Origin of the sequence: Nostoc sp. NMS2 (assembly GCF_017115105.1) — a bacterium.
GTDB lineage: Bacteria > Cyanobacteriota > Cyanobacteriia > Cyanobacteriales > Nostocaceae > Nostoc.
The window spans coordinates 19,853-35,749 of the sequence record NZ_JABXKH010000015.1; the positions used below are offsets into that span (position 1 = coordinate 19,853).

A 15,897-nucleotide genomic window follows, 5' to 3' on the forward strand; every position below is an offset into this window, starting at 1 on the left:
ATCAATATGTCTTCTGAAGAAGTCTTCGTTTTTCCAGCATCTTTTGCTCAACAACGGCTATGGTTTCTCGACCAGTTGATCCCCGATAATGGTATCTACAATGTGCCGACAGTAATTCGTTTGACCGGTTCGCTGAAATTAGCCGCACTAGAACAGACTTTTAACGAAATCGTGAGTCGCCATGAAACCTTACGCACAACTTTTATTGTGTCGGATGGGCAACCCCTACAGGCTATTGCACCCAGCTTAACAATACCTCTTTCTGTATTAGACCTCCAGCAATTGGCAGATCATGAACAAGAGGTTAAAGCAAAGTCCATTATTACCGCAGAGATAGAACATCCCTTCGATTTATCCTCCGGGCCATTGCTGCGAGTAATACTCCTCGTCCTTTCTGAGACAGAACATATTCTATTACTGAATATGCACCACATTATCTGCGACGATTGGTCTATGGGGGTACTGATTCGGGAACTGGGAACGCTGTACGCAGCTTTTGCACAAAACCAGCCTTCTCCTCTATTAGAAGTGCCTCTTCAGTACGCCGATTTTGCTCACTGGCAGCGCGAGTGGTTGCAAGGAGAAGTGCTTCAAACCCAGTTAGCTTACTGGCGGGAGCAACTAAACGGTATTTCCATACTGCATCTACCTACTGACAAACCAAGACCAGCTATACAAAGCTATCAAGGAGCAACACAATTTCTAGAGTTACCGCTCAAGCTAATTGATGCACTAGAAAAGCTGTCACAGCAAGAAGGTGTCACCTTATTTATGACATTGGTCGGAGCATTTCAAACATTACTTTACTGCTACACACACCAAGAAGATATCGCGCTAGGTTCACCAATCGCTAACCGCAACCGCAGTGAAATAGAAGGGATAATTGGTTTTTTCGTCAATAGTTTGGTGCTACGTAGCAACTTATCTGGAAACCCTACTTTTCGAGAACTACTAGGCAGAGTACGCGAAGTAACTTTAGAAGCATATAGCCACCAAGATTTGCCGTTTGAAAAATTAGTTGAAGAACTACATCCAGAGCGAAACTTGAGCCACCATCCTTTATTTCAAGTGGTATTTGGTTTCCAGAATGCGCCAATGTCCGCGCTAGAACTGCCTGGATTAGTACCCAGCTTTATGAATATTGATTTGAAAAAAACACGTTTTGATTTAGAACTGCATCTGTGGAAGTGTTCCGAGGATTTTAGGAGCTTATGGGGCGGAAAGTGTGAGTATTATGAAGGTCTTCGAGGTGTAATCGTTTACAACACAGATTTATTTGATAAAGCTACTATTAGCCGGATGGTGGAACATTTTAAAACTCTGTTGTCAGCTATTGTTGTAAATCCAGAAGAACGAATTGCAAATTTACAGTTATTAAGTGAAGCGGAGTTGCATCAGGTATTGGTGGAATGGAATAATACCCAAGCAGATTATCCTCAATATAAGTCTATCCATCAATTGTTTGAAGAAAAGGTACAGCAGTATCCTGATTCTATAGCAGTCAACTTTGCTAACAAACAACTTACTTATCAAGAGTTGAATACTTGTAGCAATAAACTAGCGCACCACTTACAAAAAATCGGAGTAGGTACAGAAGTTTTAGTTGGCATTTGTATTTCACAGTCTATAGAAATGATAATCGGGTTATTGGGAATTATTAAAGCAGGGGGAGCGTATGTTCCATTAGACCCCAGCTATCCCGAAGAACGCCTAAATTTTATGCTTGAAGATGCACAAGTTTCAGTGTTGCTGACACAAGAAAACTTGCTCAAGCATTTTAAAGGTTTTTCAAAACTAATTATTTCTATAGATAAAGACTGGGAAATTATTACCCAAGAAAAGCAAGACAATCCCAAAAGCGATTTAAATAGTGATAATTTAGCATATATTATTTACACCTCTGGTTCTACAGGAAAACCCAAGGGAGTTGCTGTACCTCACAAAGCTGTAAATCGGTTAGTGTACAATACGAACTATATAAAGTTTTCACCATCTGATAAAATCGCCCAAGCCTCAAACACCTCTTTTGATGCTGCGACATTCGAGATTTGGGGAGCGCTACTTAACGGCGCTCAACTTGTAGGGATTAGTAAAGATGTAACCATTTCGCCTCATGAATTGGCATTACAACTACGAGAAAAAGGTATCAACATTCTATTTTTGACCACCGCCTTATTTCAACAGATTGTTAGAGATGTCCCGCAAGCTTTTGCGACCTTGAAATATTTACTGTTTGGTGGCGAAACTGTTGATAAGAGATGGATTAAGAAGATTCTCCAATCTGGTGCGCCAAAGCACTTAATTCATGTTTATGGCCCTACAGAAAATACAACATTTTCCTCTTATTACTGCGTAGAAGAGTTACCATCAGCCACATCTTTACCTATTGGCATCCCCATTGCAAACACGCAAATTTATATATTAGATGCCCATTTACAACCTGTGCCTATTGGCATTACTGGCGAATTATATATGGGTGGGGAAGGATTGGCGCGAGAATATCTCAATCGAACTGAATTAACTGCTAAAAACTTTATTACTCATTCTTTTAGTAAAAAACCAAAAACACGTCTTTATAAAACAGGTGATTTAGCCCGCTATTTACCAGATGGCAATATTGAATTTTTAGGTCGCGTTGACAATCAAGTAAAAATTCGTGGCTTCCGCATTGAGTTGTCAGAAATTGAAGCGGTGTTGAGTCAACATCCAGCAGTGAAAGAAACTATAGTTATTGCTGGTGAGGACGTACCTGATGATAAGTACTTGGTAGCTTATATTGTTCCTAATCAGGAACAGATACCGACGCAAGACGTACAAAGCTTTGCTTCCTTACTTCGCCAATTCCTCAAAGAAAAGTTACCAGAATACATGATGCCAAGAGCTTATGTGATCCTGGAATCTCTACCTCTAACACCTAATGGCAAAGTGGATCGGCGTGCTTTACCTATGCCTGATACAATTTCTTTCAATAATCAAGATTATGTGCCACCGCGATCGCAAGTTGAAGAATTACTTGCCCAAATCTGGGCTAAAGTCTTGGGAAAAGAGCAAGTAGGCGTTCACGACAATTTCTTTGAATTGGGCGGTCATTCTCTCCTAGCGACTCAGCTAACTTCCCGTATTCGTGACACCTTCCAAATAGATTTGCCTGTACGCAATTTGTTTGAAGCACCAACCGTTGAACAACTTGCTAGGTATATTGACACAATGTGTTGGACAGCAAAAGGTTTAGATAAAGGTGGAACTACGAGTCAAGAGCGAGAAGACGTAGAATTTTAAAGAGAAACACTTGAGTTTGAGCAGTCAGCGGAAAATGTGCTGATTGCTTCGGCAAACTGTTGGTTTTGTTCCATCAATGCCATGTGTCCACCTGGTTTTAGGGTGACTCTTTGAGAGTAAGGCAATTCTGCTTTCATGCGATCGCTCGCCACGGGTTTAGTTGCTATATCTGAATCACCACAAACAACCAACACAGGTACGTTAATAGTTGCAAGTGTGTCTGTTTCATCAAAGTTGAACATTGCCAGTGTGCCACGAGCCAGAACACCAGGCGAACCCAATGCTGATAATAAACCTGCAAAACTTAGTTGACCCCGTGTTTCAGTACCCGTAAATCCAGATAGTTCGACGGTGATGTACAGCGAACCATTGAAATACGAGAGCCAAGTCATCAACCAAAAAATTGGCCACAACACGATAGTCAGGTACAACACAGGTTCGAGTAACGGTTTCTGCAATTTGCGTACCAAATTGCTAAAGATACAAGTTTTAACCGGATTGGTGTAAGTAGTATCTACAAGAATTAAGCCAGCCACCCGACTCCCTAATTGCTCTGGAAACAGGCGACAGAATGTTAAATTAATCATTCCACCCATGCTGTGGCCTACTAGGATAACACGTTTATCCCCGGCGATACTCCCTTTGGCTGAGGCTGTCACCAACGCAACCACAGCTTCTAAGTCACGGGCATATTTTTCTATAGAGTGATCGTTGTTTTTCGGTTTAGAGGATTTTCCTAACCCTGGTAAATCCCAAACTATTACTCGAAAGCGATCGCTCAGTTGTCGTTTGGCATAATACCATACAGTACTGTTTGGCCCCCAACCGTGTGACAAGATAATCGGTTGACCATCTTCAGGTCCAAAAAACTCTACTTGCAGTACACTACCATCCGGTCGTGGCAAACGTTGCACAGTTTTGCTACGCATAAACTTAGGTTCATCGGCTCCAGGACGGCGCAGCAGTGGCAAACTGATAAAACGACCGCCAAAAGTCCAGAGAACCATTACTAGCCCAGCCACTAAGTAAAATGTTCCTACAAGTTCTCCTTCGTACCACTCATAGAGAATGTAGCTCCCCCCGCCAATTACCGCAATCGACAGCAGTTGAACCAGCCATATAAGCAGAAAATTATGAGGCATGAATATCATGAGCCTAAACCTTGCGATACCTTGTTCACTGCGTTGTCTTTTAGCTTCATACCATAGTTATAATCATCCAAGTTTCATTCCCAGGAATGATTTATACAGTCTTAGAAGTGTGATAAAAATGCTGGGTTAGGTTATAAGCAGTGCAGCTTGGCAAAAAGAACTATCCAGTTGAGAAATGTTAAAAAGCTGATGACACAAGAATATTCCTCCAGCATAGCTGCCTACTAACTTCTAATAAATAACAATACTTGCGAAGGGGTTTAATTTTGAATACGGTTGAGTTTTTAACTTATCTTCGCAGCTTAGATATTCAAGTTTTTATTGATGGTGAAAAGTTTCGCGCTAACGCCCCTGATGGAATTCTTACACCAGAATTGCGTGCAAAAATTCAAGAGCGGAAAGCAGAAATTATTGAATTTTTAGAAGCATCTAATCGCACTAATAACCACAGTTTTAAACCTCTCGTACCTATTTCGCGCTCAGGAAATATTCCTCTCTCCTTTGCTCAACAACGACTGTGGTTTCTTGACCAATTAATCCCTAATAATCCTTTCTATAACATTCCACTAGCACTACATTTAACAGGTTCGCTGAAATTAGCCGCGCTAGAGCAAACTTTTAACGAAATCGTGCAACGACATGAAGCTTTACGCACCACTATTGTCGTACAGACAGGGCAACCAATTCAGGTAATTAATCCTACCCTAACAATACCTTTATCAATAATAGATTTACGGCAACTGCCACAAGCCGAACGAGAAATACAAGCACGACAACTCACTACGCAAGAAGCTCAACGTCCTTTCAATTTATCAACTGATTCATTGCTGCAAGTAAAACTGTTGTGGTTGGATGATACACAGTACATCCTGCTGCTAACTATGCACCACATTGTCTCTGATGGTTGGTCTATTGGGGTGCTGATTCAAGAGATAGCAGCACTCTACACAGCCTTTGCCAGCAATCAGCCTTCTCCTCTACCGAAACTTACAATCCAATATGCAGACTTTGCATACTGGCAACGCCAATGGTTGCAAGGGGAAGTATTAAAAAAGCAACTGAGTTACTGGCAGAAGCAATTAGACGGCATTTCTATGCTAAACCTGCCAACCGATAGACCAAGACTAGCTGTTCAAAATTATCAGGGTGCAAGGCAACCTCTGCAATTATCAAAAAGTTTGAGCAAAGCACTTTTAGCTCTCGGACAACAAGAAGGGGTAACTTTATTCATAACCCTACTAGCAGCATTCCAAGCTTTACTTTCCCGCTACACACAACAAGAAGATATTGCTATTGGTTCACCTATTGCCAATCGCAATCGTAGTGAAATTGAGGGATTAATTGGCTTTTTTGTCAATAGCTTAGTACTGCGTACCGATCTATCAGGAAACCCAACTTTTCGGAAACTATTGAGTCGAGTTAAAGAGGTAGCTTTAGGAGCATACAGCCATCAAGATTTACCTTTTGAAAAACTTGTAGAAGAACTGCATCCAGAGCGTAATTTGAATCAAAATCCGCTATTTCAAGTTGTTTTTGCGCTCCAAAATGCGCCGATGACAGCCTTAGAGTTACCTAGTTTAACTTTAAGTCCGCTACCATTTGAAACAGAAACAACGCGCTTTGATTTGGAGTTCCACTTGTGGGAGCCAAATACTCAAAATGGGTTATGGGCAGATAGCTCAGAAGGAATTAGTGGTTTTGTAATTTATAGCACTGATTTATTCGATGACGCTACTATCACCAGGATGCTAGGACACTTCCAAATATTACTGGAGGGTATAGTTGCAAATCCAGAAGAGCGAATTGCACATTTACCACTTTTAAGCGAATCTGAGCTATATCAATTGTTAGTTGAATGGAACAATCCCCAGGCAAAATATCCTCAAGATAAGTGTATCCATCAGTTAATTGAGAGCGTAGCAGAGCAGAATGGTGAGGCAACTGCACTAGTATTTGGCGATGAGCAACTTAGCTACAAAGAGTTAAATATACGCAGTAATAAACTTGCACATTATCTCAAAAAATTAGGAGTTAAAAGCGAAGTTTTAGTAGGACTTTGTGTAGAACGCTCTTTTAATATGATAATCGGGATGTTGGGCATACTGAAAGCAGGTGGAGCTTATGTAGCTTTAGATCCAAGCTATCCATCTGAACGTTTAAACTTTATGCTTGAAGATGCTCAAGTCTCAGTTTTATTAACTCACGAGCGATGGCTTGAACGTCTGAAAAACTATAATTCGCAAATAATCTCTTTAGATAAGGATTGGGAGATTCTTTCTCAACAGATTGAAGATAATCTTACTAGTAAAGTTACAGTAGATCACCTCGCTTATGTCATTTATACCTCTGGGTCAACTGGAAAACCTAAAGGGGTTAAAATTGAACATAGAGGATTGTTAAATTTAGTATTTTGGCATCAAAAAGCGTTTGCAGTTTCACCCATTGAACGAGCAACGCAGATTTCTGGAGTTGCTTTTGACGCTTGCAGTTGGGAAATTTGGCCTTATCTGACTACTGGGGCAAGCATTTATTTTGTAGATGATGAAACCAGGCGATCGCCTGACTATCTCCGAGATTGGCTAGTATCAAAAGCGATAACAATTTGTTTTATACCAACACCTTTAGCAGAGAAAGTTTTATTATTAGATTTTCCTCAGAACGCAGCTTTACGAATATTGCTCACAGGTGGAGACAAACTAAATCAATATCCTTTAGCTTCTCACTGTTTCCAAGTATTTAACAATTACGGGCCAACTGAGAATACAATTGTAACAACTTCTGGTCATATTTCTGTTAAGAATAAAGGTAATTTAGCACCTGCAATTGGTCATGCGATCGCCAATACAAAAATTTACATATTAGATAAACATTTACAACCAGTACCTATTGGCGTTTCGGGAGAGTTATACATAAGTGGTGATGGGTTAGCACGAGGTTATTTAAACCATCCTGACTTAACTGCTGAATCTTTCATCTATCATTCTTTTACTAATAAGTTAAAAGCGCGACTTTATAAAACAGGTGATTTAGTTCGCTATCGAGTAGATGGCAACATTGAATTTTTAGGTCGCCTTGATGATCAGGTAAAAATTCGTGGCTATCGTATTGAGTTGGGAGAAATTGAAGCGGTACTGAGTCAGCATCCAGCAGTGCAGCAAACTGTAGTAATAACTAGTGAGGATGAACAGGAAAAGCGCCTAGTAGCTTATGTAATAGCAAAAACTGAATACAGTAACGAACAGGAGAATTTGGAATTAATGCAATTGCAGAATGAGCAGGTTTTGCAATGGCAGATGCTGTATAACGAAACTTATAATCAATCTACTGATTCAGATCCTACATTCAATTTTGTCGGCTGGAATAGTAGTTACACAAATCAGCCTATTCCAGCAGAGCAGATGCGTGAGTGGGTGGATAACCAAGTCGAGCAGATTTTGGCTTTGCAACCCAAACGAGTGTTAGAAATTGGTTGTGGAACTGGCTTGATTCTATTTAGAATTGCACCTCACTGCACTAAATATTGGGGAACAGACTTTTCCTCCGTTTCACTTAACTGCATTCAGCAACAGCTACAAAAACAAGAAATGCCGCAGGTAAGACTGTATCAGCAAATGGCTACTGACTTCGAGAAAGTAGAAACAGCAGCTTTTGATGTAGTAATTCTGAACTCAGTTGTACAATATTTCCCTACTATTGATTATCTGATTAGTGTATTAGAAGGTGCTGTGCAGGCAACTGCTCCAGGTGGCTTTATCTTCATAGGGGATGTGCGTAGTTTGACACTCTTGCAAGCTTTCCATGCGTCAGTCCAACTGTATCAAGCTGAACCTTCCCTTACCTGCTTCGAGTTGCAACAACGGGTACAAAAGCAAATATTTCAAGAAACAGAGTTAGTTATTGACCCAGATTTTTTTACTGCAATCAAACAACGCTTTTCGCAAATTAATCATGTACAAATCCAACTGATGCGAGGTAAATATCACAATGAGTTAACTGAGTTTCGTTACAATGTGATTCTTCATATTAGTGCCAAAATTGTTAGTAATTCTGAAAATTATTCAGTGCTGAACTGGTCTGAAGATAATTTAACAGTCTCAGCAGTACGCCAGTTATTAATTGAGAATCAACCAGAAATATTAAGCATTATTAATATACCTAATGCGCGGCTGATGTCAGCAATTAAAACAGCAGAATGGCTATCAGACTTAGAAAGTTTTAAAACTGTAGGTCAAATACGTAAAGCTTTGCAAGAACTAGATAATTTCGGAGTAGATCCAGAATATTTCTATGCGCTCAACGTACCTTACAGTGTTGATATTACCTGGTCACATTCAAGTACTGAAGGACATTATGATGTAGTTTTTGTACGGCAAGATGAAGTAGGTAAAAGAACTATTTTTCCTCATAGCACAACTCTCTCTCGCCCCTGGCAATCTTACGGCAATAATCCCCTACAAACCAAAGCAGCGCGTAAGTTAGTGCCGCAATTGCAGAATTACATAGCACAAAAACTGCCTGAGTACATGATACCATCAGGTTTTGTAGTATTGGAGTCTTTACCTCTAACAGCTAATGGTAAAGTCAATCGCCACGCCTTAAGAGCATTCCATAATGGAATCAAGCCCCAATTGCCTGAAAATTACATCGCACCTCGAACTCCTGTTGAACAAATGCTGGTGAAAATTTTTGTTGAGGTTTTGGGACTTAAGAGCGTAGGAATTTATGATAATTTCTTTGAATTGGGGGGTCATTCATTACTGGCAACTCAGCTTGTCTCTAGAGTGCGCGACACCTTACATGTGGAGTTGCCTTTGCGTAGTGTATTTGAGGCATCGACAATTGCAGATTTATCTAAGGTGGTGGAAAGCTTTAAAGAAAGCAATGCTCAAATTCAAGCCCCAGTTTTAGTACCACTATCGCGTGAAAGTCGGCGGATTAAGTTATCTTCCTTAAACGAACAGAGCAAGGGCTGAAAAATTTTGTTGTGATTTAATCGTTAGAGCTTCCTTTAATTCCAGCACGTCTTGCCAAAACTGCCCAAGATTCCTTTGCTTTAAACAAAAGAAGCACAATGGCAAGATACAACCAAAACAATACATAACTAGACCCAATACGCAATCAGCCCTTAAACAGAGATAGGCGATCGCTACAAATAGTCTCACGCTAGAGGTGATTCATCAAGTGTCTTCCTAAGATGAAATAGCATCGTTAATAAATGTTAAATGTCATAACCCAGGCTTAACTACACCAAGTAAATCCATAGATGCAGCAGTTTATTCAAACTTACTTAGGTTGTCATAGTAACTGCTTGAACATGATTACCTATTGCTTCCAGAGCAGCCAACTAGCCTAACGTTACACATAAACTCTTTGGCATGAGAGCCTTGGTTAATAAGGCAAAGCAGGAAACTAGTGAAACGGCGGCCGGACTGCGCTCAAGATTTGATCGATAAGCCCCTAATGAGACAATTGTTATGAATCAACGCATTAAGGTTGAAAAAACTGTCACGATCAACAAGCCAGCAGAAGAACTTTACCGCTTTTGGCATAACTTTGAGAACTTGCCCAGTTTTACAAAGCATATCAAAGACGTGAAAGTATATAACGACAAGCAATCGCACTGGATAACTAGCGCACCGTTAGGCAAAAGTGTTGAATGGGATGCAAATATTGTTGAAGATCGTGAAAACCAATTGATTAGTTGGACTTCAGTTGAAGGCGCAGATATTGCAAACTCTGGTTCTGTCCACTTCAAGCCAGCACTGAACGATCGCGGTACTGAGGTGAAAGTCGTCACAGAATACAATCCACCAGGTGGATTGGTCGGAGATGCGATCGCCAAACTCTTTGGTGAATCACTCGAACAGCAGCTAGGAGATGATTTACACCGCTTCAAAATGCTGATGGAAACGGGCGAGATTGCGACAACAGAAGGTCAACCAAAGGGGAAAGGTTAACAATTCAAAATTCAAAATGACGCTCGTAGACTCGCTAACAAAATTCAAAATTAAAGACATTTCAGACGGGGATTTAAACCCCGACTGAAATGGGTGCTACATGTAGATTGCAGGTTCTTAAACCCTTTAATTTACGATAAATATTTAACCCAACTCCGTAAATAGATTTCACATTTGACGAACAACTTCACTTTAGGAAACTCAAGCAATGAAAGCAGTTTGTTGGCAAGGTACAAACAAGGTTGAGGTTGAAACCGTACCCGATCCTAAAATCATTAATCCGCGTGATGCGATCGTGAAAATCACGTCAACGGCGATCTGTGGTTCTGATTTACATTTGTATAACGGTTACAACCCGGCGATGAAACCAGGCGACATCTTGGGGCATGAATTCATGGGAGAGATCGTTGAACTAGGGAGTGCTTTTAAAAATGGAAATATCCATAACAAAGGCAAAGACCTTGCCATCGGCGATCGCGTCGTTGTTCCCTTTACAATTTCCTGCGGCTCGTGTTTCTTCTGCAATCGGGATTTATGGTCGTTGTGCGATAATTCTAACCCCAACGCTTGGATGGCAGAAAAAATGATGGGTCATTCCCCATCGGGTCTTTTTGGCTACTCCCATTTGACCGGGGGTTACGCAGGAGGTCAAGCGGAATATGCCCGCGTTCCCTTTGCCGATGTCGGGTTATTCAAGATTCCCGATGGACTAGCAGATGAACAAGTCCTGTTTTTCACTGATATTTTCCCTACTGGTTATATGGCAGCCGAAAATTGTGACATCCAACCAGGGGATACGGTGGCAATTTGGGGTTGCGGCCCAGTTGGGCAATTTGCCATTAGAAGTGCCTTCATGCTGGGTGCTGGACGTGTCATTGCCATTGATCGCGTTCCCGAAAGGCTCCAGATGGCAAAAGATGGGGGAGCAGAAATTCTGAACTATGAAGAAATCGAGGTGGGTGAAGCCCTCAAAGAAATGACTGGGGGAATGGGGCCCGATTCCGTTATGGATGCGGTAGGAATGGAAGCTCACGGCATGGGTTTGGAAGGCTTCTATGACAAAGCGATGCAAGCGGTGCGACTGGAAACCGATCGCCCCAATGTATTGCGTCAAGCGATCGTTGCCTGTCGTAAAGGCGGCACGGTTTCGGTTCCCGGTGTTTACACAGGCTTTGTAGACAAGATACCAATGGGTGCTTTTATGAACAAAGGCTTAACCATGAAAACAGGACAGACGCACGTACATCGATATTTAGAAAGGCTACTCGAGCGCGTTCAAAACGGCGATATTGATCCCTCGTTTGTAATTACCCACCGTTTGCCGCTAGAGCAAGCTCCCCACGGCTACGAAATCTTCAAAGACAAGAAAGACAATTGCATCAAGATTGTCCTCAAACCAGGTCAGGCTGCATAAAATCGGCAGAAAGGCTCTGAGGCTACCTTTGAGTTTTGATGCGATCCCTCAACATCGTTTCTGGATGCGGCAAGAAAAAGATCAAGTTCCAGCATAAAAGGCTTCCAAAGAATAAAGTACTCATCCTACTAGTGGTCTGTCCCATTAATTTTGCCAGGCTGCGAGATCCCCGACAACTTCCGCGAAGTCGGGGATCTGAACACCACGAACCTCTGAAAGAGAATTTTACTTTCTACAGTTGTCCTACGCTAAAAAATAATTTATGCATACAATAATCTCCCTTTTGTGGAGTATATAATCAGACAAAAGATAGAGATGCTAACCGATTTAATTTAATTACTATTAACAAGATATAAAGAAATATTACAGAAAGGAGTCGGCTATTAGCATCCAATTATTAAAGAATGCCGTCATTCCCAAATGGTATGGTTCTAACATTGCTCTGGATCTAAAACATGCCACAGAAATTGCGGATTATTGTTTAAACAATGCCACTGCAATAGATTGCAATACTGCTTTTCCTAAGCAAGAGTTTGAGCTAATTGCTAAGGCTGGGTTATTGACTGCACCATTGGCGAAAGAATTAGGCGGATGGGGTGCAGGAATTGATGCTAATGTTACCTACGAGCTTTTAATGCTATTAAAGCAGATAGGGCATGGCAATCTGGCAGTTGGGCGAATTTATGAAGGACATATCAATGCCCTACAACTGATTCAGACTTTTGGTTCTATAGAACAAATCACAAGCTGCGCCCATGATGCCCGCGATCGCAAGAAAATATTTGGCGTTTGGAATGCTGAAGCCTCTGATGGTGTGAAGATAATTCCTTGTGAAAATGGGCGTTATCGCCTGGAAGGTTCTAAAACATTTTGTACTGGTACTGGCTATGTTGAACGTCCTTTCGTGAATGGAGTGTTGCCAGAAGGCGGTTGGCAAATGTGCATTGTGCCAATGGACGAAGTGACAACAGTTAGCGATCCCGCTTGGTGGCAACCTTCTGGGATGCGAGCTACTGCTAGTTACAAAGTGGATTTTAACGGTGTCGATTTGGAGCAGAGCTATTTAATCGGCCAGCCAGGAGACTACTATCGACAGCCTTGGTTGTCTGTTGGGGTGATTCGGTTTGCTGCTGTGCAACTAGGTGGGGCGGAAGCACTGTTTAACCTAACTCGCCAGTATCTCCAGAAGTTGGAATATACCAACGATCCATATCAGCAGGAACGGCTTGGCAGAATGGCGATCGCCATTGAAAGTGGTAATCTCTGGCTGCGGGGGGCTGCGGATCGAGTAGCAGCCTATGCGCCAGTGTTTGGTGGCGATCCCACTGTTCTCCACCCGCAAGCAAACCAACTCGTCGCCTATGCAAACATGGTCAGGACAGCAATTGAACAAATTTGCATTGATGTGATGCATTTGTGTCAACGTTCTGTTGGAACTCGCGGCTTACTACCACCAAATCCGATGGAACGAATTATCCGAGATTTGACTCTATATCTGCGTCAACCGGCTTTTGATGCGGCCTTGGCAAATGTCGGGCAATATGTCTTGCATGAAAGTAATCCGGCTTCAATGCTTTGGAATGATGAATGAATTCGGCTTGATTGCATTACCACTAGACAATCCTAATGTTTTGCCCTGGCGTTCAATTAACGAGATCGCTTGTAGTTCGGCATTGATTGTCGCTCCCCATCCTGATGATGAGACATTAGGTTGTGGGGGTGCGATCGCTCTGTTACGGTCTTTAAATTGTCATGTGCAAGTGTTAGTCATCAGTGATGGTACTCTTTCACACCCTCGTTCCCAAAAATATCCCGCAGATAGACTCCTAGCTCTGCGGGAAACGGAAACGCTATCAGCATTAAAATTACTGGGTGTAGAGGTTAATGATGTCACCTTCTGTAGAATGCAGGATGGGTCAATTTCAACACAGTATCAAACTGCAATAGCTAGTTGTCGTGCTTACATCACAGAAATCGCCCCACAAATTATCTTTTTACCCTGGCGATGTGACCCTCATGCAGACCACCGAGGTACGTGGAAGTTAATTCACACAGTGCTGGATGATTTGCCCTTATCCCCCCGATTGATTGAGTATCCGATTTGGGATTGGGACTGTGACCAACGAAAGAGTATGCCAGGATCTCTTGATGTGACAACTTGGCGGTTGAATATTAGCGCAGTGGTGGAGTTAAAACAGCAAGCGATCGCTGCTTATCGTTCCCAAACTACAGACTTAATTGATGACGATCCAGAAGGCTTTCGCCTAACTCCCGAAATGTTAGCAAACTTTACTCATCCTTGGGAAGTTTATATAGAGGAAAACCAATGAACCCGTTACAATCTAATTCCCTACCACCCAGCTACTTTGATAAACTCTACAGCGAAAATCCTGACCCGTGGAAGTTTGAGACAAGTGTTTACGAAGCTAACAAATATGCTGCCACAATCGCAGCTTTACCCAAAGAGCGCTATCGGTCTGCCTTTGAAATCGGTGGTTCCATTGGCGTTTTAACTGAAAAACTGCAAGAACGTTGTGACTCACTGCTCTCAGTTGATGTCTCAAAACTGGCGCAGGATAGAGCAAAAGAGCGCTGTCAGCATCTCTCCAATATCAAGTTCCAGATTATGCGTGTCCCAGAGCAATATCCTGATGAGATGTTTGATTTGACCCTAGTCTCAGAAGTTGGCTATTACTGGAGTTGGGAAGACCTGAAAAAATCCCAACAGTGCATTCTGGAACACCTGGAACCTGGAGGACATCTACTTTTAGTTCATTGGACACTCTATGCCCGCGATTATCCATTGAGTGGAGATGAAGTTCATGACTCGTTTTTTGAGTTGACCCCAAATAAACTGCGGCATTTAAAAGGTCAACGGGATGAAGAATATCGACTTGATTTATTCGAGCGAATCTGAGAATTGAAGAAACAGACAAGGGGAATTGTCTTCCAATCCTCTTGTCCTGTCCTCTTCGAGAAAATGAGCCTTATTTTTTGATATTTAGTTTTACCAAAAAAGGCAGTTATTGCACAATCTGACTTTTCCCGTTAAGTCTGGAAACATAGATATAGTAAGGGTTTCATCTCACAAGTCTATTTTCAATAAAAGACGTTTAATGAGAATAAAACAACGGGAAACTAGGACTTTTAGGATAGCACTCATGATCGCGATCGCTGTGATAGAAAGATAACGGGAAAAGTCAGAGAGGCACAGAGGGAACAGAGAGAAGAAAAAAATGCTTAACCCAAGCGTATTGAGTTATTGCAGAGAGTAGTTTGAGCTTACGGAAAACTGCCCTCTGCTGAGTTAAAACGATCAGTGCGATCGGCTGTTATGTGACGCGCTTAGATCAAGGTTTAAGACTCCCATTTTGTAGGCTTTTCGTAGGGTAAAGCTCTTTAGGTAGTTCCAAATCATCCGGGGTCGAATTTCCGTGGAGTTTGCTGCAACTGAGCCGTAAACTCTCAAGACGCAAGCGCAAGTCTCCAATTGCTTGTCCAATTTCCACAAATTTCCAGCGCGAAGCCCAAATTTGTTCTGACTGCTGGCGTTCTTCGACTTGTTCAAACAACTGACCAAAGGTATAAGGTTGGGTCAATTTTTGCAGAAGCCATTGGACTGAAACTCCCAGCATCTCTGCCAAGGATACGACGCTCTTACGATCTAGTTGATAGCCATTAAGAACGCACCACCACATCACTCGTAATTGGCTGCGGGCAACAAAACGAGTTTCGATCGCCCCTGCTGGCTCGACTACAAATGATTGCTGTTGCCGTCCCATTTCTATCCACTCATTGAGCTGATTTGCTAAACCAACATTGGTACGTCCAATTTGTCTGGCCGAAGTTACTACTCGTACTAGAGAACTGTGGCGAAAACGGGCATTTACCCGCACCAAAGCACGGTAAAAAGCTACATCTTCAGGAATCCGCACTGGCGGTAAGCCTCCTGCCAGTGCATACATTTCTGCTGTTACTTGTAGCGAACTGCAAACATCCAGCGATAAAACTGCAAACAAGGCGATTTTGAAACCACATTCTGGTTCTTGTCAGCTTTTGGTGATGATGAAAGGTTACGCGCTTTAAGGCAGAAGGC

9 protein-coding genes are annotated in these 15,897 nt (G+C 42.0%); 7 read left to right on the forward strand and 2 right to left on the reverse strand.

The genetic code is table 11. The features are described 5' to 3' along the window. The first annotated feature begins 6 nt into the window (after positions 1-6). Positions 7-3,279: an amino acid adenylation domain-containing protein gene (locus tag HWQ36_RS01020; protein WP_292697170.1), complete on the forward strand. Its 3,273-nt coding sequence runs from the start codon at positions 7-9 to the stop codon at positions 3,277-3,279. Here HWQ36_RS01020 and HWQ36_RS01025 read toward each other — a convergent pair. Further along, a complete protein-coding gene (locus HWQ36_RS01025) occupies positions 3,276-4,421 on the reverse strand; it encodes an alpha/beta hydrolase (RefSeq protein WP_292697172.1) in 1,146 nt (381 codons plus the stop codon). The two genes, HWQ36_RS01020 and HWQ36_RS01025, sit on opposite strands and share 4 nt — an antisense overlap. A gap of 275 nt (positions 4,422-4,696) precedes the next feature. Between HWQ36_RS01025 and HWQ36_RS01030 the strand changes: the two genes are divergently transcribed. From HWQ36_RS01030 to HWQ36_RS01055, 6 genes are all read left to right on the forward strand, one after another. Next, positions 4,697-9,403 carry a non-ribosomal peptide synthetase gene (locus tag HWQ36_RS01030; RefSeq protein ID WP_292697174.1) on the forward strand — a complete coding sequence of 1,569 codons (4,707 nt, stop codon included), beginning with the start codon at positions 4,697-4,699 and terminating at the stop codon, positions 9,401-9,403. A gap of 501 nt (positions 9,404-9,904) precedes the next feature. Continuing rightward, entirely contained in the window at positions 9,905-10,387 is a 483-nt protein-coding gene (locus tag HWQ36_RS01035) for an SRPBCC family protein (RefSeq protein WP_292697176.1), read from the forward strand. Between the two features lie 208 nt (positions 10,388-10,595). Beyond that, positions 10,596-11,801 carry a zinc-dependent alcohol dehydrogenase gene (locus HWQ36_RS01040; RefSeq protein WP_292697177.1) on the forward strand — a complete coding sequence of 402 codons (1,206 nt, stop codon included), beginning with the start codon at positions 10,596-10,598 and terminating at the stop codon, positions 11,799-11,801. A 466-nt stretch (positions 11,802-12,267) separates the two neighbouring features. Beyond that, positions 12,268-13,392, forward strand: a complete 1,125-nt coding sequence (locus HWQ36_RS01045) for an acyl-CoA dehydrogenase family protein (protein WP_292697187.1) — start codon at positions 12,268-12,270, stop codon at positions 13,390-13,392. Continuing rightward, positions 13,382-14,131, forward strand: a complete 750-nt coding sequence (locus HWQ36_RS01050; protein WP_292697179.1) for a PIG-L family deacetylase — start codon at positions 13,382-13,384, stop codon at positions 14,129-14,131. The genes HWQ36_RS01045 and HWQ36_RS01050 overlap by 11 nt, the downstream gene beginning before the upstream one ends. Continuing rightward, on the forward strand, positions 14,128-14,718 hold the full coding sequence (locus HWQ36_RS01055; protein WP_292697181.1) for an SAM-dependent methyltransferase: 591 nt from the start codon (positions 14,128-14,130) through the stop codon (positions 14,716-14,718). The genes HWQ36_RS01050 and HWQ36_RS01055 overlap by 4 nt, the downstream gene beginning before the upstream one ends. Positions 14,719-15,151: 433 nt before the next feature. Here HWQ36_RS01055 and HWQ36_RS01060 read toward each other — a convergent pair whose 3' ends face one another. Next, complete coding sequence (locus HWQ36_RS01060) at positions 15,152-15,766, reverse strand: hypothetical protein (protein ID WP_292697183.1); 615 nt, start codon at positions 15,764-15,766, stop codon at positions 15,152-15,154. Positions 15,767-15,897 lie beyond the last annotated feature (131 nt).

What these genes read in the sequence shown, in the direction of transcription:
- HWQ36_RS01020 (WP_292697170.1), top strand. Translation starts at nt 7, where the DNA reads ATGTCTTCTGAAGAAGTCTTCGTTTTTCCAGCATCTTTTGCTCAACAA.
- HWQ36_RS01025 (WP_292697172.1), bottom strand. Translation starts at nt 4,421, where the DNA reads ATGCCTCATAATTTTCTGCTTATATGGCTGGTTCAACTGCTGTCGATT.
- HWQ36_RS01035 (WP_292697176.1), top strand. Translation starts at nt 9,905, where the DNA reads ATGAATCAACGCATTAAGGTTGAAAAAACTGTCACGATCAACAAGCCA.
- HWQ36_RS01040 (WP_292697177.1), top strand. Translation starts at nt 10,596, where the DNA reads ATGAAAGCAGTTTGTTGGCAAGGTACAAACAAGGTTGAGGTTGAAACC.
- HWQ36_RS01050 (WP_292697179.1), top strand. Translation starts at nt 13,382, where the DNA reads ATGATGAATGAATTCGGCTTGATTGCATTACCACTAGACAATCCTAAT.
- HWQ36_RS01055 (WP_292697181.1), top strand. Translation starts at nt 14,128, where the DNA reads ATGAACCCGTTACAATCTAATTCCCTACCACCCAGCTACTTTGATAAA.
- HWQ36_RS01060 (WP_292697183.1), bottom strand. Translation starts at nt 15,766, where the DNA reads ATGTATGCACTGGCAGGAGGCTTACCGCCAGTGCGGATTCCTGAAGAT.